Raw genomic sequence first — 20,841 nt, 5'->3', positions numbered from 1 at the left:
AAGCCACAGGAATTTGCTTTACACGAGGCAAATGAGCAATTCAGTGTCAAAATAGCATTATGAAAAGCAAAACCACACGTAAAAAACCAGATTTTTCTAAGCTGGCACTTGAGACCCTAGCGGTCCGTGCTGGCACTCGTCGTACCGCTGAATATCAAGAACACTCAGAGGCGATGTTTCTGACTTCGAGTTTTTGTTTTGATAGCGCTGAATTAGCTGCTGATGGCTTTGCTCATGCAGACCAAGGATTTATTTACTCTCGTTTCACCAATCCCACTGTCAGCATGTTCCAAGATCGCTTGGCTGCTTTAGAGGGCGGCGAGGCTTGTATTGCGACCGCATCTGGTATGTCTGCTATTTTGACAACGGCAATGGCGCATCTACAGGCCGGTGATCATGTTGTTTGCTCGCGTTCTGTATTTGGTGCAACAGTGCAGTTGTTTACCAATATCTTGGGCCGCTTTGGGATTACAACGACTTATGTTGATTTGGCCGATACCAAGTCATGGCAGGCTGCTGTTCAACCAAATACCAAACTCTTTTATTTGGAAACCCCATCCAATCCATTGACGGAGATTGCCGATATTAAAGCTATCTCCAAGATTGCCAAGAAAGCGAAAGCATTATTTGTTGTGGATAACTGTTTTTGCACCCCAGCCTTGCAAAAGCCTTTGGCTTTGGGTGCTGATGTCGTGATTCATTCGGCAACGAAGTATTTAGATGGCCAAGGTAGGGTAGTTGGTGGTGCGATTGTAGGCAGCAAAGATTTTGTAATGGGCAAAGTATTCCCTTATGTGCGAACAGCTGGCCCAACCATGTCTGCATTTAATGCCTGGGTATTCCTAAAAGGGCTAGAGACTCTTGAGTTACGCATGAAACAACAGAGTCAGAATGCGCTCGAATTAGCTCAGTGGCTAGAAAAGCAGTCTGGCGTTGAGCGCGTTTACCATCCTGGCCTCACGTCTCATCCGCAGTATTCCTTGGCAAAGCGCCAGCAAAAGGCAGGCGGGGCGATTGTCTCTTTCACGCTTAAAGGTGGAAAGAAGGCTGCATTCAAGCTGATTAATCAAACCAAGCTTTGTTCGATTACCGCAAACTTGGGTGACACACGCACAACGATTACTAATCCTGCGACTACTACCCATTGCCGTGTATCTGCCGAAGCGAGAAAAGCGGCCGGTATTACTGATGGCTTAGTACGTATTGCGGTTGGTCTTGAGAATATCAACGATTTAAAGAGTGACCTCGTTGGCGGACTCAAAAAATAATCAAGTGCATCAAGATAAGCCCACAGGTTTTTCTGATGCCACTCAATTCTGGAATCAACGTTTTAATAAGGAAGAGTTCATCTTCGGCAAAGAGCCCAATGAATATCTTGCCCTACAAACCAGAAATTACTTAAAGCCAAATGACAAAGTGCTTTGTATCGCGGATGGCGAGGGGCGAAACGGCGTTTGGCTAGCTACACAGGGCATGCGAGTAGTGGGCTTTGATGCATCTGACATTGCTCTAGGCAAAGCCAAGCAGTTTGCTAAAGACAATCAAGTAGAAGTCGAATATTCATTTTCCGATACAGACAGCTTTGATTGGCAAACAAATACATACGATGCTGTCATCGGGATCTTCATTCAGTTTGCCGATCCTACAATGCGCGAGCGTATATTTCAACAAACCCATAAGGCTCTGAAGCCTGGTGGCATCTTTATCCTGCAAGGCTATACACCAAAGCAGCTAGAGTACAAAACAGGTGGTCCATCTTTGATAGAGCATCTCTATACAGAGGAAATGATTCGAGGCCTTGCGAAGGCATTTCAAATACTAGATTTGCGCTGCTATGAAAAAGAGCTCAATGAAGGCGCAAGACATGCAGGGATGTCTGCTCTATTAGGCCTTGTCGCTAAGAAGTAAAGCGACGTGGATCATTGATAGGGCGAAGCGGCATGATGTGAATCTTGCTACCGTCAATTTGCACATGTGTATTTTTGCCAACCTCTAATTCCAGTCGCTTTACTTCCGCTGCCGAAGCTTCCCAGGTAAGTGTATGGGCAGCATTATTGAGTAGCAGTTGAATGACTGCAATTTGTCCTAGGGCACTGATCTGCTCTACATAGGCCTCAATCGATGAGGCGCTAGGTTGTTGATGAAGACTAAGGCCATCTGCGGGAATCACCCAGGCAACGGGAGTATTTGCGGGGATCTTACCCTTATCAAGCACTTCAAATACTCGATCGCAACGATCCCATGACAGCTTACCCGCCGTAAACACTCCTTCAAACTTATTGCTGATGCCTACTAGCTCTGCAACGCGAGGGTTTCTGGGTCTTTTGAAAAGCACCTGGGGTGGGGCGGTTTGCAAGCCAACGCCTTGATCAATGACGGTAATGCGGTCTGCTAATAAATCTGCTTCACGAAGATCATGAGTCACTAACAGAATCGGAATGTTTAAATCTTTACGAAGCTCAGCTAGAGTCTTATAAAGTCCCTGACGTGTTGGTGCATCTATCGCAGAGAATGGTTCATCTAGTAAAAGGACCTTAGGTGATCTTGCCAAAGCTCTTGCTAGCGCAACGCGTTGCTGTTGACCACCAGACAGTTGATTGGGCATGCGATTGGCTAATTCCCCAATACCCATGCGATTGAGCCATTGGCTGGCTTGGGCTTGACGTTCTGTAAGCCCTGCTACCGAGTTATGTAGCGCAATACACACATTGTCCAGTGCAGATAAGTGCGGGAAGAGCGCGTATTGCTGAAACAAAAATCCGCAAGAGCGCTCGGCCGGACTGAGTGAAGTACTAGCACCATTAATTTCATTAGCTTCGAACCAAAGCTCACCATTGCATTCAATACTTCCAGTATGAGCATGGTTTAGTCCAGCGATCGTCCGTAATGCAGTTGTCTTACCGCTGCCTGATGGGCCTACCAAGGCATGGAGCTCTCCAGAAAGGCACTCCAGACTGAGCTGCAACGGATTAGGAGTTGTCTGAGAAAGCTTAACCTTGAGCATTAGCTTCCCCTCTTTTGGTTACGAGAGGGTTGACGACCAAAGATGCCATAGGAAATGGCAATCGCTACAAGTGAAGTACCTAATAAGATTAATGAGAGTGCACCAGCTCCAGCAGTATCAAAACTTTGGACCTTGTCATAAATCGAAATCGATACTGTTTTAGTTTCACCCGGGATTGCACCGCCGACCATTAAGATGACGCCAAACTCCCCGAGGGTATGCGCAAAAGTTAGAACGGCTGCACTAGTGATACCGCGCCAAGCTAATGGCAGCTCAATTAAGCGAAAAATTTGCCAATTAGAAAGCCCGCTGACCTGGGCAGCCTCAATAATTTCTGGGTTGATCGCTTCAAATGCACGCTGGATTGGTTGTATGGCAAATGGCAAATTGACAATCAGGGAGGCAATCAGAATGCCAGTGAATGAAAAAACCAGCGGCATACCCAAAAAGCTTTTGCCACTTAGCCCTACCAATAGGTAATAACCCAATACGGTGGGAGGTAGAACAAGGGGGAGAGCTAGGCCAGCCTCAATCCAGGACTTCGCTTTACCCGCCTTTTGCAGCCTATGGGCTACCCAGATTCCAGAGGGCAGAATCAGGACCAAAGTCCACAGGGCAAGCTTTAAAGAGAGAAGAATGGCATCCATATCCATCAATCGATTGTAGCTTTAGAAGTCTTAGGGTTTTTCACTATAGGAGCTTAGCTCAAAAGGCTGTTAAATATACATTTATACGTATATATTCATATTAATAGACACCATGCAAGCAAAAGCTCAAAAAGCCACTAAGAATTTATCTCCAAAACAGATGGAGAAAGTTTTTTCTAAGGTAGCAGAGTATTTCACTGTTCTTTCAGAGCCAGCGCGTTTACGCATCATGTATGCCGTTTGCTCTGGTGAGAAATCGGTATCCGAAGTTCTGGAAATCTGTGGCACAAGTCAGGCTAACGTATCCCGGCACCTACAGGCATTGCATAAAGCGGGGATATTACTCAGACGTAAAGAGGGCGTCACGGTGTATTACTCCATTGCAGACAATACAACAGTAGAGATGTGCCAGACAGTCTGCTCCAAGATTGCTGAAAGTATTCATTAATTAAGTAGTGATGATTTTTCATTAGAGGTCAAATGACTAAGAAGCAAATTGAATTAAGTGCTCAGGATGTCTCGGCAGTTGAGAAGCCTGCTAATAGAGCCCGCTTAGTAAAGGCACCAGAGCACTTCATATCCCAAGAATTGATTACCGACATCAATGCCAACGGTCTTGATGAAACCCGTCGCGGCTTTTTGCGCAAAGGATTCTTTTCTGCCTTAAGTGGCGCCGCGGCTGGCTTGGCTGCCCCAATGGCATTTGCTGCAGGTGAAGGTGACCCAGCCATTCTCGAAAAACAAGAATGGCAAACCACTTTGGGTAAGAACGTGGCAACGATGCCTTATGGCATGCCATCGATTTATGAAGCCAATTTAATCCGTCGTGAATCGCCTGGCTTAACCCGTGTAGCTGCATCTTCAGTTGCCTTTACGCCTCTACAAGGTTTGTTTGGAACGATTACTCCAAGCGGTTTACACTTTGAGCGCCATCACCAGGGTTGGTACAACCTCAATCCTGAAACTCATCGTTTGATGGTCAATGGCATGGTGAAGAATGCCCGCGTATTTACGATGAATGACTTAATGAGGCTGCCCTCAGTTTCACGTACACACTTTATTGAGTGTGGCGCTAATACCGGCTTAGAGTGGGGTAACGTTGCTGTGCCAACTGTGCAATACACCCACGGCATGTTATCTTGCTGCGAATTTACTGGTGTACCACTCAAGGTCTTGCTTGAGGAGTGTGGCGCTGATCTGAAAAAAGGCAAGCTCTTGCTTGCCGAAGGTGGTGATGGTTCGGGTATGACCCGCACAATCAATTTAGATAGCTGCCTAGACGACACTATTGTTGCTTGGGGCATGAATGGCGAGATGCTGCGTCCTGAAAATGGTTTCCCATTGCGCCTGGTAGTTCCAGGTGTGCAGGGTGTGAGCTGGGTGAAGTGGTTGCGTCGTCTTGAAGTGGGTGATATGCCATGGAATGCAAAAGATGAAGCAGTTCACTACATTGATCTCATGCCAAATGGGATGCACCGTCAATATACTTCAATTCAAGAATGTAAATCCGTCATCACCACGCCATCAGGTGGCCAGCAATTATTAGACAAAGGTTTTTATAACGTCAGTGGTATGGCTTGGTCAGGACGCAGCAAGGTCAAGCGTGTTGATGTTTCGTTTGACGGTGGTAATAACTGGCGTACGGCACGCTTAGAGACGCCGATTCTCACAAAATCCATTACTCGTTTTAATATTGATTGGGTCTGGGATGGATCACCGGCGATTTTGCAATCAAGAGCAATTGATGACACTGGGTATGTACAGCCATCAATCAAGATGCTACGGGATATTCGAGGCAATCGCTCTATTTATCACAATAATGCAATTCAGTCTTGGAAGTTGGATTCAAATGGCGAGGTGAGCAATGTTCAAGTTGGATAAGTTATTTGCTCGCATTGTCCTTTTAAGTCTGGCAGTATTTTCTGCTCAACTAACTTATGCACAAAGCGCACAAAGCACTCAAAACTCCAGTAAGTTTCCTGGTATTGGTCGTAATGCTACGACTGCGGAGGTAATGGCTTGGGACATTGATGTACGCCCCGACTTTAAGGGCCTACCAAAAGGATCGGGCTCCGTTGCACAGGGTCAGGTGATCTGGGAAGCGAAGTGCGCCAGTTGTCACGGGGTATTTGGCGAGTCAAACGAGATTTTTACTCCAATTGCGGGTGGAACCACTACCGATGATGTGAAGACTGGCAAAGTTGCTTCTTTGGGTGATCGCAAGCAACCGCAACGCACAACCTTAATGAAAGTTCCTACGGTTTCTACTTTGTGGGATTACATTTATCGCGCAATGCCTTGGAATGCTCCAAGATCATTAACACCAGACGATACCTATGCTCTAGTGGCATTTATTTTGAGCTTAGGAGAAATCGTTCCCGATGATTTTGTCTTGAGTAATGCCAATATTGCAGAAGTTCAGAAAAAGATGCCTAACCGCAACGGCATGACTCGAGACCATGGTTTTTGGACAATTAATGGCAAGCCAGATGTAAACGGTTCCTCTTGTATGAATAATTGCGTCAAGTTTGCACAAATTGGGTCTGAATTACCTGATTTCGCCAGAAATGCCCATGGCAATATTGCAGAGCAAAATCGCCTGTATGGCCCATACCGAGGATCAGATACGACGAAGCCACCAATTGCCAGGTTGCCAGGCTCATCGGGCGAGGGCTTAGCACATGCTACTGATACCCCTGTTGCCACCACTAAGAGTCCTGCGGCATTATTTAAGAGTCAGAACTGCTCCGCTTGTCATGCACCGAATGCGAAGTTAGTTGGACCATCTATTACTGATGTTGCGGCGAAATATCAAGGCCAAGGCGGGGCTCAAGAAAAGCTCATGGCTAAGGTCAAAAACGGGGGCTCAGGAGTATGGGGGTCGATTCCGATGCCACCACAGCCACAGTTATCCGATGAGGATAGGGCGATTCTTGTGCGCTGGATGTTGACCGGAAAATAGGTTTAAAGAGGGTTTTTTGAAATACCACTATATTTGATGCTATGAGTAGATTATTAAAGGAGTTTTTATGAATCAGCAGCGACGCAGTTTATTGAAATATTCAGCCGTTTTCGGCTTGATGGCTTCTGCGGGACTTATCAGCGTAGCCCAAGCTCAAGAGTGGAACAAAGCTGCTTTTGAAGGTAAGAGCCTTGATGAAGTATTCAAAATCTTGGGTGCTGGTAGCCCAGACAAATCAGGCGCCATTACTTTAAATGCCCCTGATATTGCAGAAAATGGTGCTGTAGTTCCTGTTGGAATTACAACTACTCTTAAGGCAGAGCAGATGGCTATTTTGGTTGAGAAAAACCCAAGCTCTTTAGCTGCCCAATTTTTTATCCCTGCTGGCACAGAACCATTTGTTACTTCTCGTATCAAGATGGGTCAAACCTCTAACGTGTATGGCCTAGTAAAAGCCGATGGCAAGTGGAGCATGGCAGTGAAGGAAGTAAAAGTGACTTTGGGCGGTTGCGGCGGTTAATGACCCCAGGTCCAAGCAAATATTATTAATTAAATACTAGATTACAAGAGGAAAACATGGCTGATCCAATGCGCGTTAGAGCTGCTGAGAACGGTGGAATTGTGGATGTAAAAATTTTGATGAAGCACGATATGGAATCTGGTCAGCGTAAAGATGCTGCTGGTAAAACTATTCCTGCATGGTTCATTAGCACAATCAATGTGAAAGCTAATGGCAAAGATGTATTGAATGGTCAATTTGGTCCAGCAGTTTCTAAGGATCCATTTTTGAACTTCAAATACAAGGGTGCTAAGGGCGACAAGATTGTTGTTAGCTGGGTTGATAGTAAGGGCGATAAGCGCACTGACGAAGCGACTGCTTCCTAATTTGCTTAATGAATCATCATCGTTACCATCATTTGGGTTTTGAAAGGGTTGCAAATGCAGCGTAAATATACCTTGGGCTTAGCCTCAGGACTACTGGCAATAATGTTGTCAATTTCATCATCGTCGTATGCGCAAAAGAGTGCAACTGACGAGATCGCAAAATATCGCGAGATGATTGCTGATGGCAACCCTTCAGAACTTTATGAGGCGGCTGGTGAAGAGCTTTGGAAAAAACCGGCTGGCCCTAAGAACGCTACGCTTGAAAAGTGTGATTTAGGCCTTGGGGCTGGAGTCGTCAAAGGCGCAGCAGCACAGTTGCCACGCTACTTTAAAGACACCAATAAAGTTCAAGACCTAGAATCCCGCTTGATGACCTGCATGCAAACAATACAAGGTCGAGACCCTCAGGAAATGATTGATGCGCCTTTTCAGAAGGGCCCTAAAAAGGATATGGAAGCGATTGTTGCTTACGTAGTGACATTATCTAAAGGTGACAAGATCAAGGTGAGCACTAATCATCCAAAAGAAAAAGAAATGTATGAGCTTGGTAAGCGCGCATTCTTTTTCCAGGGTGGGCCGATGGATTTCTCATGCGCCTCTTGCCACGCTGAAGATGGCAAGCGAATTCGTTTGCAAGATTTGCCGAATATCACCACCCAAAAAGGCGCAGCTCTGGGCTGGGGATATTGGCCAGCATATCGCGTCTCTAGTGGGCAGTTCTGGACAATGCAGCAGCGCTTAAATGATTGCTTTCGTCAGCAACGCTTCCCATTCCCAATCTATGGCTCTGATCTGACTGTGGCTTTGTCTATGTATATGGCAAAGAATGCCAATGGCGGCACAGTTGAAACCCCTGGTTTGAAGCGTTAATGGATAAGAGACAGAGAATATGAATATGAAGAACATGAAATCCCTCTTAGCTATTGGCAGCCTTACGTTAGTAGCAATCGCAATGCAAGGATCTGCAATTGCTCAACAAGCAAACGATCCTAAGTTCAACAAGATGATCAAGGATGGTTTTAAAGCTGAAGGTATTGCTGGCTTAGACCGCATTGATCAGGATGCAACCCAAAAATTTTGTTCTGATCCTGTATTTGCAAATAGCAAGCAGGGTGAAAAGATGCGTGAGAAGATCCAAAAAATCAATATGGATACTATCAAGCAGCCTTCTGACGGTAAATACATTGGCGATTGGAAGAAAGGTGAAGCAATTGCGCAAAGTGGTCGTGGCGCTACCTGGACTGATAAAGCTGACACTCCAGTTGGTGGTGGTTGCTACAACTGTCACCAAATTGATCCTAAGGAAATTTCCCATGGAAACATTGGACCATCGTTAACTGGTTACGGAAAACTGCGTGGTAATTCACAAGAAGTGCTTACCTATACCTGGAATCGTATTAATAACTCCAAGGCCTACAACGCTTGCAGCAATATGCCACGGTTTGCGCACTTCAAGCTCCTAACAGAGCAGCAAATGCAGGATGTGATGGCTTTACTGCTGGATCCTGCCTCTCCAGTGAATCAGTAAGTGAAGAAATAAAAGAGATAAAAAAATAAAAAAACAGGCCGACAGGCCTGTTTTCATAAAGGGGTAGATATGTCTTTGAGTCGTCGTGATTTTTTGCAAGCCTTGGCTATTGCTTCTGCGGGTGGAATGAGTTTGCAGTCAAACTTTGCCAATGCGCAAAGTACGGCACAAAAGTTTTATGATTTACCGAAGTTCGGTAATGTGCATTTCTTGCATTACACAGATTGTCATGCGCAACTATTGCCCATTTACTTCCGTGAGCCTAATGTAAATCTCGGTATTGGCAGCCAAGAAGGAAAGACTCCACACTTGGTTGGTGAATATTTCCTGAAAGCCAATGGTATTGCTGCTGGCTCGCGTGATGCTCACGCATTTACTTACTTAGACTATGTAGCAGCAGCACAGAACTACGGCAAGATGGGCGGCTTCGCGCATATGGCTACGCTTATTAAACAAATGAAAGCCAATCGACCAGGAGCGCTCTTGCTTGATGGTGGCGATGCTTGGCAGGGCTCTGGTACGGCGTTATGGACTAATGGTCAAGACATGGTCGATGCCGCACTTGCTCTTGGTGTTGACGTGATGACGCCTCACTGGGAGATGACGCTAGGTGAAAAGCGCGTCATGGAAATTGTGAATGGCGATTTCAAGGGCAAGGTTTCTTTCATTGCACAAAACATTAAGACAGCAGACTTTGGTGACATGGTATTTAATCCTTATGTCATGAAAGTTCAAAATGGCATTCAAGTCGCCATTATTGGCCAAGCCTTCCCGTATACACCGATTGCAAATCCTCGCTATTTCACACCTGATTGGACCTTTGGTATTCAGGAAGAGAATATGCAAAAGACCATTGATGAGGTGAGATCAAAAGGAGCAAAAGTAGTTGTGCTTCTCTCACATAACGGCATGGATGTAGATTTGAAGATGGCCTCCCGTGTACGTGGTTTGGATGCAATCTTAGGTGGTCACACCCATGATGGCGTGCCTATTCCGGTGAAGGTGAAGAATGCTGGCGGTATAACGCTAGTTACCAATGCTGGATCTAATAGTAAGTTCTTAGGTGTATTGGATTTTGATGTAAAGGGCGGCAAGCCTGTGGATTTTCGCTACAAGCTTTTCCCAATCTTCTCAAACATGATCCCTGCTGATCAAACCATGAGTAAGTTAATTACGAAAATCAGAGCCCCGTATGAGGCAAAACTCAATGAGAGGCTAGCAATTACCGAAGGCCTGTTGTATCGCCGCGGAAATTTCAATGGCAGCTTTGATCAACTTATTCTTGATGGCCTCATGGCGCAAAAGAATGCGGAGATCGCTTTCTCACCAGGCTTTCGCTGGGGCACCAGTCTTTTGCCAGGCCAAGCGATCACACGAGAGAACCTTTTAGATCAAACAGCGATTACTTATCCATATACCACGGTCACCAATATGACTGGTGAAACGATTAAAGCTATCCTGGAAGATGTGGCGGACAATTTATTCAATCCTGATCCGTATTATCAACAGGGTGGCGATATGGTGCGTGTAGGCGGTATGCAATACACCATTGATCCAGTTCAGACTGCTGGTAAGCGCATTAGCGATATGCGCCTCAACGGCAAAGCAATTGAGGCCAGCAAGACTTATAAGGTGGCTGGTTGGGCGCCGGTCAGCGAAGAGGCTAAGAGTGTTGGTGGTGAAGCTATTTGGGATGTGATGGAGCGACATTTAAGAGACGTTAAAGTTGTAAAAGCCGTCAAGCTCAATGAGCCAGTCATTAAGGGTGTTAGCAAGAACTCAGGTATGGCTTCAATTTAATGTATTCGTAAAGGTTTTAATAATGAAAAAAATTATCCAGCTTTTTTTTGCAGCAATCCTTGCCATTGGCCTTGCATCACATGTCACCGCCCAATCTACAGGTTCTACTAAGGTGATTTATCACATTGATGATGCTGAAGCTCAGGGCTTAAAAGGGTTGCGCAATATTCGCAATCATTTAGATGTTTCCCCTCAAACCACCATTATTATTGTGACTCATGCCAATGGAGTGGATCTCCTTATGGAGGGGGCAAAAGATAAAAAGAATAATGTGGAATATGCGCCATTAGTAGGGGCTCTCAAGTCTCGCGGCGTGAAGTTCGAGGTTTGTGAGATTACGCTAAAAAATCGCAATCTCAAAAAGGATCAATTCACTCTGGATGCAGACTTCACACCGTCTGGTGTGGTGCGTATTGCCGACCTGCAATATAAAGACGGCTTTGCCTACATCAAACCATAATTAGTGGACTGATGAATATTCGGTTGATCAAGAAGGTAATAGGGATCCTCATGGGATCCTTTATCTTTTTTGGAAACGCCTATGGGCAGAATACTAAACCTGTCGACACCATTCAACTAAAGTCAATTCAGGTTGCTCCTCATACATATTTTGTCCAAGGCTTTGCGGAAATGGGGAGTAGCACTAATCAAAATTTCATTTCAAATGCTGGCTTTGTAGTTACTCCTGCAGGTATTGTGGTTGTTGATGCATTGGGATCGCCCACCCTTGCGCAAAAATTGATTGCCGAAATTAAAAAAATTACCCCAAAAAAAATTAGTCGCGGTGATTGTGAGTCACTATCATGCGGATCACGTCTACGGATTGCAAGAATTTAAAAAGATTGGGGCGAAGATTTATGCTCAAGGTGAGGGTAGAAACTATCTTTCCTCAGAAACAGCTAAGCAACGCTTGATTGCGTCGCGCATTGATTTTGCTCCCTGGGTCAATACCAATACGAAGCTCATTTCGGCGGACGTCTGGATTGATCAAAAATTGAAGTTGTCGATTGGTGGGGTGGATTTTTTCATTAGCCGAGTAGGGCCTGCTCATGCACCTGAAGACTTAATGGTTTATGTACCATCAGAAAAAGTCCTGTTTGCTGGTGATCTCGTATTTAGGGGGCGCATTCCTTTTGTGGGTAATGCCGATAGCAAAGGCTGGCTTAAGGGCTTAGATGAGATTGAAAAATTTAATCCTAATATCGTGATTCCTGGTCATGGGAATTATTCTGTTAAGCCCTCTGAAGATATTGCTTTCACCAGAAATTACCTTAAATATTTGCGGGAATCGATGTCTGCAGCCGCGATCAATATGGATCCCTTTGAGGATGCCTACAAACAAGCCGATTGGTCGGAATATGAAGGAATGCCACTATTTCGGGCCGCCAACCGGATGAATGCCTATAACGTCTACCTGTCAATCCAGGCTGAGTAGGGCAATTTTGGCCATTGGGCCTTAAAATAGCAGATTAATGCTAAATCCTTGATTTGTAATGAAAATGATTCTTCGTCGCTATATGCCTGTAATTACTCTGAGTGTGCTGATGAGTGCGCCGGTGATTGCTGCTCCTGATCTAGCAAACGGTAAGAGTATTGATCAGCAAAAATGCTATGCATGCCACGCTAAAAAATCTGGCTTTGGTAATGGCGACATGATCTACACGCGTAGTGATAGCAAGGTGAAGTCATTGGCCAATTTAAAAAGGATGGTGGGCTTATGTAATAGCGAGCTCCGTCTAGATCTCTTTCCTGAAGATGAGGCTGATGTTGTGGCCTATCTCAATCAACAGTTTTATAAATTCAAACCTTAATTTTTTAAAATATAGTCGCTATGGATGTCGTAGATATTAATTCTCTTGGTAGATCAGTCCTTTGGGCTACTTTTGCTATTACTTTTTTACTTGGCGCCTTGATGCAAAAAACGGGCTTTTGCAGTATGGGTGCTGTCTCTGACATCTTCATTATGTCTAGCTGGGATCGTTTAAAGCAGTGGTTCCTAGCTGTTGGCATCGCTATTATTGGTTTTACATTGATGTCTTATCTAGGACTCATCGATCCTTTAAAAAGCTTTTATACCGGTAATAGATTCCTATGGCTTTCAACCATTGTAGGTAGTGTTTTATTTGGCTTTGGTATGGTTCTGGCTTCAGGTTGTGGCAGCAAAACTTTAGTACGTATTGGCGGCGGTAATTTAAAGTCCATCATTGTGTTTATGGTCTTGGGTTTGTTTGCCTATATGACCATGCGCGGTTTTCTGGGAGTGCTACGTATCAATACACTCGATACTATTTTTATTGCTTTTAGTGCCCCGCAAGACTTGCCAAGTCTGCTGAGCGGTCCTTTAGGTATCGCTCGCGCCAATCTGCATCTTGCCTTAGGCCTCATTATCGGTTCTGTATTTATTATTTACGCTCTAGTGAGTAAAGCATTTTGGACTGCTGAAAATCTGATCGCAGGAATTGGTGTCGGCTTAGCGATTACTGCAGTGTGGTGGGTATCGGGCAATTTAGGTTACGTCGCTGAAGACCCAAATACTCTAGAAGAAGTATTTTTAGTGACCAATTCTGGTCGAATGGAAAGCCTATCTTTTGTTGCCCCATATGCCTATTCCTTAGATTGGCTCATGATGTACAGCGATACATCTAAAGTTCTCACAGTAGGCATTGTTGCTGTTCTTGGCATGATCTTGGGCTCGGCTCTGATTGCTATTGCAAGTAAAACTTTCCGCTGGGAGTCATTTCGCAATACTGAAGATACGGCAAATCATCTTGTTGGCGCAGCTTTGATGGGCTTTGGTGGTGTTACAGCATTAGGCTGTACTGTAGGGCAGGGATTAAGTGGTATTTCTACTTTAGCCCTTGGATCATTGTTGGCCTTACCTGGATTTATTTTTGGGGCCTATTTAGGTATGCGCTATTTGCAATTCCGCCTTGCTCCAAATCCTTGCAGTTAATGATCAATAGACTGGATGTGCATTAATGGAAATTGACTGGCTTTCTTTCACACCCATTCCATCTTTACTGGGTGGAATGATTCTCGGGGTCGCCGCAGCACTCTATGTTCTTTTACATGGCCGGATACTAGGTATCAGTGGGATCATTTCTGGATTGCTTCATCCTAAATTGACCGACTCTGCTTGGCGCTTGAGCTTGGTATTAGGTTTAGTCTCAGCACCATTTTTGGCGGCATTATTTTTCGGCCTTATTCCAGTTGTTGAGATTGACTCTAGCTGGTTGGCTATTGTGATTGCCGGTCTTTTGGTTGGCTTTGGCGCACAGTATGGTTCAGGCTGCACTAGTGGTCATGGCATTTGTGGCTTGTCTCGTTTATCACCCCGCTCACTAGTTGCGACACTCGCTTTTATGTGTTCTGGTTTTGTCATGGTATTTGTCATCCGTCAATTGATGGGTGGCTAAGATGAAACACTCTTTTGGCCTACTTAGTCAGTATGCGATTGGTGTACTTTTTGGATGGGGCTTAATCATCTCTGGCATGAGCAATCCACAAAAGATTTTGGGATTCTTAGATTTAGCGGGAAATTGGGATCCATCGCTCGCATTTGTCATGATAGGCGCAGTACTGGTTGGCCTTGCTGGCTTTTATGTTGTTAGCAAGAAAAGTCAGGCTTTTTTTGGTGGAGCTCTCCACATTCCAACGAGACGAGATATCACTAAGCCTTTACTAATTGGCAGCCTGATCTTTGGGGCGGGCTGGGGAATTGCCGGTTTTTGTCCTGGCCCGGCCTTAGTTGCCCTTGGGGCAGGACATCTCAAAGCCTTTGTTTTTGTGGCTGCCATGTTGGCTGGTATGGAGATCTGCGAGCGCTTCTTTGTCGGCCATAGAAGTAAACCTAGCCTCTGAGCAAGCCTGATTTAGAATTAATCCTATCGCATATTTATTCAATGTAGAGGGTTTCATGAGTCTTCCTATTACTTGCCATAACGCTCAATTTGGTACGCTTGGTCAAATTGAACCCAGTCACTTAGCCGAAATTGCCAAGCAGGGCTATAAAAGTGTCATTAACAATCGTCCTGATGGCGAAGAGGGCCCTCATCAGCCAACTAACGCATCTATTGCGGCAGAAGCTGAAAAGCTTGGTCTGAATTACGTTTATCTGCCAGTTGTTCCAGGTGCATTTACGCCAGCTGAAGTACAAGAAATGGCTCGCCTCCTAAAAACTTTGCCTGGACCCATCTTGGCATTTTGCCGCTCTGGTGCTCGCTCTACTAATTTGTATCACCTCGCCTTGCAAGTAAGCTAACTGATTTTAGTTAGCCGAACTAGCACAAGGTATGCAGCCTAGTAATCCTCACATTCTTAAGCTGGATCAATTTCTTTCTGAGTTAGACAGCTTTGATCTTGTGATTGATGTGAGATCGCCAGCAGAATTTGCTCTAGATCATATTCCTGGAGCCGTTAATTTTCCTGTACTGAGTAATGATGAGCGCGCACAAATCGGCACCCTGTATAAGCAGGTGTCTCCATTTGCAGCCAAGAAGCTAGGCGCTGCTCTGGTATCTAAAAATATTGCAGAGCATATTGAAAATCATTTATTAGAGTTACCGCGTGAATGGCGTCCACTGATTTATTGCTGGCGTGGTGGTGAGCGCAGCGGGGCTTTTACCCATATCCTGAATCGCATTGGCTGGAAAGCTATGCAACTAGAAAGCGGTTATCAAGGCTTTAGGCGCACTGTCATTGATGGTCTTGAGGCAGATGCAAATGCTTTCACATTCCAAGTGATTTGTGGCATGACGGGCAGCGGTAAGACTAGAGTGCTCCAAGAAATTGGCTCCCTTGGTGCACAGATCCTAGACTTAGAAGGTTTAGCGATTCATCGTGGTTCTGTTTTGGGAAATGAGCCCAATATCGATCAGCCCTCGCAAAAAGGTTTTGAAACGGCCCTCTGGAACGCGCTACGTAAACTAGATCCATCAAAGCCTGTCTTTGTTGAGTCAGAGAGCAAGAAGGTTGGAGGGCTGCACATACCAGATGCTTTGATGGAGAAGATTCGCAATGGCGCTTGTATTGAATTGAGATCAAGTACGCAGACACGGGTATCTTGGTTGATTCGTGAGTACCATCACTTTCTTACTGGTACAGATAACTTCAAAGATAAGTTAGCCTTACTGACTACTCACTATGGCAAAGTCCAGATAGCTAAATGGAATGAAGCAATTGATGCAGGTAATTTTCCAGAGTTGGTTGAAGAGCTATTAGTAAAGCACTATGACCCTTCCTATCAATCATCGATCGTTAGAAATTTTCCTCAGTACAGGATTGAGAATTTTGTGCAACTCGAAAATGATAGTGATGAGGCCTTTGCTCAAGCGGCAAAGGCCATCGTGGCAAAGCTCGCCTAGTTAATAAACTAACTAACTAATTAACTAAACGCCTGAATACCCGTTTGCGCACGACCCAAAATCAGTGCGTGGATATCGTGTGTACCTTCATAGGTGTTTACTACCTCAAGATTGAGCATATGACGTACTACGCCATACTCATCAGAGATGCCATTGCCACCGTGCATATCGCGCGCCATACGAGCAATGTCTAAAGACTTGCCACAGGAGTTACGTTTCATGATGGAGGTGATTTCTGGGGCAGCAATGCCTTCGTCTTTCATGCGACCCAAGCGTAAGCATCCTTGAAGAGCTAAAGTGATTTCAGTTTGCATGTCTGCTAATTTTTTCTGAATCAATTGATTAGCAGCAAGAGGCCTGTCAAACTGCTTGCGATCTAGGGTGTATTGGCGAGCAGCATGCCAACACCATTCTGCTGCGCCAAGAGTGCCCCAAGAGATGCCGTAACGAGCTGAGTTCAAGCAGGTAAATGGACCTTTTAGGCCGCTGACTTCTGGGAATTCATTTTCAGCAGGAACAAATACTTCGTCCATCACGATTTCGCCGGTAATAGAAGCGCGTAAACCCATCTTGCCGCTGATCTTTGGAGCGCTTAGGCCCTTCATGCCTTTTTCAAGGATATAGCCACGGATGATGCCTTCATCGTTCTTCGCCCACACTACGAATACATCAGCAATTGGGGAGTTGGAGATCCACATCTTGGACCCTGTTAAAGAAAATCCTCCAGGGACTTTCTTGGCGCGTGTGATCATGCCACCCGCATCCGAGCCATAGTTAGGTTCAGTTAAGCCAAAGCAGCCAATCCATTCGCCGGTAGCTAATTTAGGGAGATATTTTTGTTTTTGTGCTTCGCTACCAAATTCGTTAATCGGTACCATGACCAAGGATGACTGCACGCTCATCATTGAGCGATAACCGGAATCCACGCGTTCGATCTCGCGAGCAATCAGGCCGTAAGAAACATAGTTCAAGTTAGCGCCACCGTACTCCTCCGGAATAGTGATGCCCAGAAGACCTAATTCACCCATTTCACGAAAGATTGACGTATCGGTTGTTTCATTGCGAAAGGCGTCATGAATGCGTGGCATGAGACGCCCTTGAGCATACTCAGCAGCTGCATCACGAATCATGCGCTCCTCTTCGCTCAATTGCGTATCGAGTAGGAGGGGGTCTATCCAATTAAAGCTCGCTTTACTCATTGCTTAATCATCCTTTTGTTCATTGCCTAACTTCCTGCTAATTTTCGGGAATCGGGCTATTCTTATTTCTATTATCCCTTTTTCCAGGCTTATGGACTCACCTAGACGACACCATCGCTATTACGACCTACTTTTGGCGGCCTTTGTGGTGGCCTTGCTCTGCTCGAACTTTATTGGGGCAGGAAAAGCGGCCGTGGTTGATCTTCCTCACTTTGGTGAAGTGACTTTTGGTGCTGGAATTCTATTTTTCCCGATTGCCTATTTCTTTGGGGATATCTTTGCTGAGGTATATGGATATGCCTATGATCGCCGTGCAGTGTGGGCGGGTTTTGCTGCTTTAGCCTTTGCTGCCGTGATGGCCCAAATTGTGATTGCACTACCTGTTGCTCCTGGCACATATATGGCGAACTATCAGCAGGGCCTGGAAACAGTTTTCGGCAACTCCTGGCGTATCGCCTTAGCTTCGATGTTTTCTTTTTGGTTCGGTAGTCTGACTAATGGCTACGTGCTGGCCAAAATGAAAATTTGGACTGAAGGGCGTTTTCTGTGGACGCGCACTATTGGCAGCACGGCAGTAGGAGAGCTCGTTGACTCCTCCTTTTTCTATATGCTGGCGTTTTATGGGATATGGCCTACCCATGAGATTCTTCAAGTGGCACTGGCTCAATATGTCCTGAAAACTTCTTGGGAGGTCCTAGCTACCCCCATCACCTATTGGGTGGTGAATTTTCTCAAGCGCAAGGAAAATGAGGATCATTACGACATTCATACGAATTTCACCCCATTTAAGGTCAAAGTCTAATTTAGACATTTGTAACCCGAAACCGTTAAAATAACGGTCTTTGCCCCTAATCTGAGGGTATCTGTTGAATTGAATTTCAGAAAGCTAGAAACTATCCGTGTTGTCCGCATCTAATATCACTATGCAGTTTGGGGCAAAACCCCTGTTTGAAAATATCTCCGTGAAGTTTGGCGGCGGCAATCGTTATGGCCTCATCGGTGCAAATGGTTGCGGTAAATCTACTTTCATGAAAATTCTGGGTGGTGAACTTGAGCCCACTAGCGGTAATGTCAGCTTAGACCCTGGAGTTCGCTTGGGTAAATTGCGCCAAGATCAGTTTGCTTACGAAGATGTGCGCGTACTTGATGTTGTGATGATGGGCCACGAAGAGATGTGGAAGGCTGCTGCTGAGCGCGATGCTATTTATGCCAATCCAGATGCGACCGATGAAGATTATATGAAGGCGGCCGAGCTTGAAGGTAAGTATGCTGAGTACGGCGGTTATACCGCTGAAGCAAAAGCGGGCGAGTTGTTGTTAGGTATTGGCATTCCGATTGAGCAACACAATGGCCCGATGAGTAACGTCGCACCCGGTTGGAAACTGCGCGTATTGCTAGCGCAAGCATTGTTCTCTGATCCAGATGTCTTGTTACTTGATGAACCAACCAATAACTTAGATATTCACTCGATTCATTGGCTTGAAGATATTCTCAACGACATTAAGAGTACCATTGTCATCATTTCTCATGATCGCCATTTTTTAAATGAAGTCTGTACGCATATGGCTGATATGGACTTTGGTACTCTCAAGGTCTATCCAGGCAACTATGACTCCTACATGCTCGCTTCCGTGCAAGCGCGAACACAGCAACTCAGCTCTAACGTGAAAGCCAAAGAAAAAATTGCTGAATTACAGGCTTTCGTAGCCCGCTTCTCTGCGAATGCTTCTAAGGCTCGCCAGGCTACCTCACGTCAGCGCCAGTTGGAAAAAATTGAGATTGTGGAAGTGAAGCCGTCCTCACGTCAAAACCCATTCATTCGTTTTGATACTGAGAAAAAATTGCATAACATGGCAGTAGAGTGCAATGGACTAACTAAAACTTATGACCGCACCATCTTTAAAAACTTCAAGCTTGGTGTTCGTGCCGGTGAAAAGATTGCCATCATTGGTCAGAACGGCGCTGGTAAAACAACGCTATTAAATTCGATTTTAAGCAAACGCTTTGATGGTATTGCCGTTGATAGTGGCGATGTGAAGTGGGCAGAGAACGCTAAGGTTGGCGTCATGCCTCAAGACAATACTGAAATGTTCGCCAAAGACGAATTACTCATGGACTGGATGAATTGGTGGCGTAATACTGGTGATGACGACCAAGTGATTCGTGGCACTCTAGGGCGTCTATTGTTCTCTGGCGATGACATCGGTAAATCTGTCAAAGTTCTATCTGGCGGTGAAAAGGGCAGAATGATTTGGGGCAAACTCATGCTCCAAAAATATAACGTTCTGGCAATGGATGAGCCAACTAACCATATGGATATGGAATCTATAGAAAGCTTGCAGATTGCTTTAGAGAAATTCGATGGCACTCTATTATTTGTATCGCATGACCGCGAATTTGTATCCGCACTAGCCAATCGCATCTTAGAAGTGAAGATGGATGGTACGGTTGTAGACTACTCAGGTACTTACGAAGAGTATTTGCGCAGCCAAGCATTAGCTGGCTAAAGATTCAATTGATCAGCAATAGGCCTGTGTAGAGATTACGCAGGCTTATTTTCTTTTGCTTGCCTCTGAAAACGCATTGCAGTGCCATCTTCACGAACGCGCTTCCAGACCGAAGCCTTCTCTTCATCAGAGAGAAATACCCAATTACTGACTTCACTTAAAGTGCGACCACAGCCTTGGCAAATCTCATCGTAAAGCGTGGTGCAGACCCCAATGCAAGGAGAGTCAGATTCATCATCTCCGGTAGAGAGTGAATATGAGCCGTCTTGGGTTTGTGGATTACTGCTATCTGAATTCATAGCTGTACTTTAGTCGATTTCAGTGGACTATGCTCGCCAAGCTCATCTACGTAAGCACCAATTCCCGCATGCTCACGTTCTAAAAAGTGTTGAACAGCCTTAGCAAACTTAGGGTCTACGATGTAATGGGCTGATTGAATGGTGGTTGGCAAAAAGCCCCGTGCCATTTTGTGCTCGCCTTGGGCTCCACCTTCAAAAGTTTGAATCTCTTCTTCAATGCAGTATTCAATAGCTTGGTAATAGGCTGTTTCAAAGTGTAGGCAAGGGATATGTTCTATTGCACCCCAATATCTTCCATAGGCCTTAGAAGAGTCTTTATCAACCACTAGTAGTGAGGCAGCTATGGGGGTTTGATCACGCTGGGCGATGATGAGATGTAAATTGTCTGGCATACGCTGTGCCCACAACTTAAAAAGGGCTTCATTTAAGTAGGGGCTAGATAGATGCTCGAGATAGGTATTTTGATAACAGCGGTAAAAGAATTCCCAGTCTTGATCATTGGATAATTTCCCAGGAACGTGCCTAAAGCTAATCTGCTCTCTAGAGACTTGCTCTCGTTCACGCCGAATATTTTACGACGCTTCATCGTCAGGACGGCTAAAAAATGCTCAAAACTTTGAAGGCTTGGTTATGCCAGTGAAACTGTA

Annotated in this window: 26 protein-coding genes; 21 read left to right on the top strand and 5 right to left on the bottom strand. The window is 45.3% G+C overall.

What is annotated here, in order from left to right; translation table 11 throughout:
* The first annotated feature begins 59 nt into the window (after positions 1–59).
* Entirely contained in the window at positions 60–1,268 is a 1,209-nt protein-coding gene (locus CBI31_RS09800) for an O-succinylhomoserine sulfhydrylase (RefSeq protein WP_088526227.1), read from the top strand.
* Positions 1,240–1,908 (top strand): class I SAM-dependent methyltransferase, encoded by a 669-nt coding sequence (locus tag CBI31_RS09795; RefSeq protein WP_240553927.1) that lies wholly within the window; start codon positions 1,240–1,242, stop codon positions 1,906–1,908. The genes CBI31_RS09800 and CBI31_RS09795 overlap by 29 nt, the downstream gene beginning before the upstream one ends.
* On the opposite strand, the gene CBI31_RS09790 is transcribed toward CBI31_RS09795, so the two are convergent.
* Positions 1,898–3,004, bottom strand: a complete 1,107-nt coding sequence (locus CBI31_RS09790) for an ABC transporter ATP-binding protein (RefSeq protein ID WP_088526225.1) — start codon at positions 3,002–3,004, stop codon at positions 1,898–1,900. The two genes, CBI31_RS09795 and CBI31_RS09790, sit on opposite strands and share 11 nt — an antisense overlap.
* Entirely contained in the window at positions 3,004–3,651 is a 648-nt protein-coding gene (modB, locus tag CBI31_RS09785) for a molybdate ABC transporter permease subunit (protein ID WP_338047338.1), read from the bottom strand. The genes CBI31_RS09790 and modB overlap by 1 nt, the downstream gene beginning before the upstream one ends.
* 112 nt (positions 3,652–3,763) lie before the next feature.
* Here modB and CBI31_RS09780 point away from each other — a divergent pair, with 112 nt between their 5' ends.
* From CBI31_RS09780 to mnmH, 17 genes are all read left to right on the top strand, one after another.
* Complete coding sequence (locus CBI31_RS09780; protein ID WP_088526223.1) at positions 3,764–4,099, top strand: ArsR/SmtB family transcription factor; 336 nt, start codon at positions 3,764–3,766, stop codon at positions 4,097–4,099.
* A 32-nt stretch (positions 4,100–4,131) separates the two neighbouring features.
* Positions 4,132–5,532 carry a sulfite dehydrogenase gene (soxC, locus tag CBI31_RS09775; protein WP_206075498.1) on the top strand — a complete coding sequence of 467 codons (1,401 nt, stop codon included), beginning with the start codon at positions 4,132–4,134 and terminating at the stop codon, positions 5,530–5,532.
* Entirely contained in the window at positions 5,516–6,613 is a 1,098-nt protein-coding gene (locus CBI31_RS09770) for a c-type cytochrome (RefSeq protein WP_088526222.1), read from the top strand. Before soxC ends, CBI31_RS09770 begins: the two co-directional genes overlap by 17 nt.
* A gap of 67 nt (positions 6,614–6,680) precedes the next feature.
* Entirely contained in the window at positions 6,681–7,133 is a 453-nt protein-coding gene (soxY, locus tag CBI31_RS09765; protein WP_088526221.1) for a thiosulfate oxidation carrier protein SoxY, read from the top strand.
* Positions 7,134–7,189: 56 nt separating this feature from the next.
* Positions 7,190–7,498, top strand: a complete 309-nt coding sequence (gene soxZ, locus CBI31_RS09760; protein WP_087909856.1) for a thiosulfate oxidation carrier complex protein SoxZ — start codon at positions 7,190–7,192, stop codon at positions 7,496–7,498.
* A gap of 54 nt (positions 7,499–7,552) precedes the next feature.
* Positions 7,553–8,368, top strand: a complete 816-nt coding sequence (gene soxA / locus CBI31_RS09755) for a sulfur oxidation c-type cytochrome SoxA (protein WP_088526220.1) — start codon at positions 7,553–7,555, stop codon at positions 8,366–8,368.
* A gap of 19 nt (positions 8,369–8,387) precedes the next feature.
* A complete protein-coding gene (gene soxX, locus CBI31_RS09750) occupies positions 8,388–9,026 on the top strand; it encodes a sulfur oxidation c-type cytochrome SoxX (protein WP_088526219.1) in 639 nt (212 codons plus the stop codon).
* A 69-nt stretch (positions 9,027–9,095) separates the two neighbouring features.
* Positions 9,096–10,826, top strand: a complete 1,731-nt coding sequence (gene soxB, locus CBI31_RS09745; protein WP_088526218.1) for a thiosulfohydrolase SoxB — start codon at positions 9,096–9,098, stop codon at positions 10,824–10,826.
* Positions 10,827–10,848: 22 nt separating this feature from the next.
* Positions 10,849–11,286, top strand: a complete 438-nt coding sequence (locus CBI31_RS09740; RefSeq protein WP_088526217.1) for a DsrE family protein — start codon at positions 10,849–10,851, stop codon at positions 11,284–11,286.
* An 11-nt stretch (positions 11,287–11,297) separates the two neighbouring features.
* Positions 11,298–11,663, top strand: a complete 366-nt coding sequence (locus CBI31_RS10545; protein ID WP_240553925.1) for an MBL fold metallo-hydrolase — start codon at positions 11,298–11,300, stop codon at positions 11,661–11,663.
* Positions 11,617–12,261, top strand: coding sequence for an MBL fold metallo-hydrolase (locus CBI31_RS09735; protein WP_240553922.1), 645 nt, complete (start codon positions 11,617–11,619; stop codon positions 12,259–12,261). Before CBI31_RS10545 ends, CBI31_RS09735 begins: the two co-directional genes overlap by 47 nt.
* A gap of 58 nt (positions 12,262–12,319) precedes the next feature.
* Complete coding sequence (locus tag CBI31_RS09730) at positions 12,320–12,637, top strand: c-type cytochrome (RefSeq protein ID WP_240553919.1); 318 nt, start codon at positions 12,320–12,322, stop codon at positions 12,635–12,637.
* Positions 12,638–12,657: 20 nt separating this feature from the next.
* Positions 12,658–13,779: a YeeE/YedE family protein gene (locus tag CBI31_RS09725; RefSeq protein ID WP_088526216.1), complete on the top strand. Its 1,122-nt coding sequence runs from the start codon at positions 12,658–12,660 to the stop codon at positions 13,777–13,779.
* Positions 13,780–13,804: 25 nt separating this feature from the next.
* Entirely contained in the window at positions 13,805–14,242 is a 438-nt protein-coding gene (locus tag CBI31_RS09720) for a YeeE/YedE family protein (protein ID WP_088526215.1), read from the top strand.
* A 1-nt stretch (position 14,243) separates the two neighbouring features.
* Positions 14,244–14,687: a DUF6691 family protein gene (locus CBI31_RS09715; protein WP_088526214.1), complete on the top strand. Its 444-nt coding sequence runs from the start codon at positions 14,244–14,246 to the stop codon at positions 14,685–14,687.
* Between the two features lie 55 nt (positions 14,688–14,742).
* Positions 14,743–15,087 carry a protein tyrosine phosphatase family protein gene (locus tag CBI31_RS09710; protein ID WP_088526213.1) on the top strand — a complete coding sequence of 115 codons (345 nt, stop codon included), beginning with the start codon at positions 14,743–14,745 and terminating at the stop codon, positions 15,085–15,087.
* 31 nt (positions 15,088–15,118) lie between these two features.
* A complete protein-coding gene (gene mnmH, locus CBI31_RS09705; RefSeq protein ID WP_088526212.1) occupies positions 15,119–16,189 on the top strand; it encodes a tRNA 2-selenouridine(34) synthase MnmH in 1,071 nt (356 codons plus the stop codon).
* Between the two features lie 20 nt (positions 16,190–16,209).
* On the opposite strand, the gene CBI31_RS09700 is transcribed toward mnmH, so the two are convergent.
* Positions 16,210–17,388 (bottom strand): acyl-CoA dehydrogenase, encoded by a 1,179-nt coding sequence (locus tag CBI31_RS09700; RefSeq protein WP_088526211.1) that lies wholly within the window; start codon positions 17,386–17,388, stop codon positions 16,210–16,212.
* Positions 17,389–17,479: 91 nt separating this feature from the next.
* On the opposite strand from CBI31_RS09700, the gene CBI31_RS09695 reads away from it, so the two are divergent.
* Together CBI31_RS09695 and CBI31_RS09690 are read left to right on the top strand one after the other, a co-directional pair.
* On the top strand, positions 17,480–18,190 hold the full coding sequence (locus tag CBI31_RS09695; protein ID WP_088526210.1) for a queuosine precursor transporter: 711 nt from the start codon (positions 17,480–17,482) through the stop codon (positions 18,188–18,190).
* A gap of 97 nt (positions 18,191–18,287) precedes the next feature.
* Positions 18,288–19,895: an ABC-F family ATPase gene (locus CBI31_RS09690; RefSeq protein ID WP_088526209.1), complete on the top strand. Its 1,608-nt coding sequence runs from the start codon at positions 18,288–18,290 to the stop codon at positions 19,893–19,895.
* Between the two features lie 35 nt (positions 19,896–19,930).
* Here CBI31_RS09690 and CBI31_RS09685 read toward each other — a convergent pair whose 3' ends face one another.
* Together CBI31_RS09685 and CBI31_RS09680 are read right to left on the bottom strand one after the other, a co-directional pair.
* The gene (locus CBI31_RS09685) at positions 19,931–20,194 is read right to left on the bottom strand and encodes a DUF1289 domain-containing protein (RefSeq protein WP_088526208.1); all 264 of its coding nucleotides are present in this window, start codon (positions 20,192–20,194) and stop codon (positions 19,931–19,933) included.
* Complete coding sequence (locus tag CBI31_RS09680) at positions 20,191–20,727, bottom strand: GNAT family N-acetyltransferase (RefSeq protein WP_240553930.1); 537 nt, start codon at positions 20,725–20,727, stop codon at positions 20,191–20,193. Before CBI31_RS09680 ends, CBI31_RS09685 begins: the two co-directional genes overlap by 4 nt.
* Positions 20,728–20,841: the final 114 nt, after the last annotated feature.

The sequence above is a fragment of the Polynucleobacter campilacus genome (assembly GCF_002206625.1).
GTDB classification, from domain to species: domain Bacteria; phylum Pseudomonadota; class Gammaproteobacteria; order Burkholderiales; family Burkholderiaceae; genus Polynucleobacter; species Polynucleobacter campilacus.
This window is presented reverse-complemented; position numbering and strand designations above follow the sequence as displayed.